At 65.7% G+C, this 586-nt stretch carries 1 pseudogene; it reads left to right on the forward strand.

The window, feature by feature from the left end:
• Positions 1 to 586: pseudogene (locus AC1DYI_RS37975) on the forward strand (polyhydroxyalkanoate depolymerase); the annotation flags it as partial.

The raw sequence follows: 586 nt of genomic DNA on the forward strand, positions 1-586 counted from the left end.
GTACAGCCATCCGCTGTCGCCCTTCACCCACCTGCCGATGTCGCAGCGCGTGGCCGCCGGCCTCGACCTGATGCACCGGCTGGCGAAGGACTACGAGAAGCCCGAGTTCGACATCAAGACCGTGAACGTCGACGACGTTGACGTGGCGGTGCAAGAGCAGGTCGCGATCGAGAAGCCCTTCTGCCGCCTGATCCGCTTCAAGCGCTTCAGCGACGACCCGACCGCGCTGATGGACATGAAGGCCCAGCCCACCGTGCTGGTGGTCGCCCCGCTGTCTGGCCATCACAGCACGTTGCTGCGCGACACCGTCAAGAGCCTGTTGCAGCACCACAAGGTCTACATCACCGACTGGACCGACGCCCGCATGGTGCCCACCGAGGCCGGCCCGTTCCACCTCGACGATTACGTCAACTACATTCAAGAGTTCATCCGCCACATCGGCCCTGAGGTGAACGTGATCTCGGTCTGCCAGCCCACCGTGCCGGTGCTGGCCGCCGTCTCGCTGCTGGCCAGTTCCGGTGAGTTCACCCCGCGTACGTTGACGATGATGGGCGGCCCGATCGACGCCCGCCGCTCGCCGACCGCG

The organism is Ideonella sp. P3_A4, from assembly GCF_056403075.1.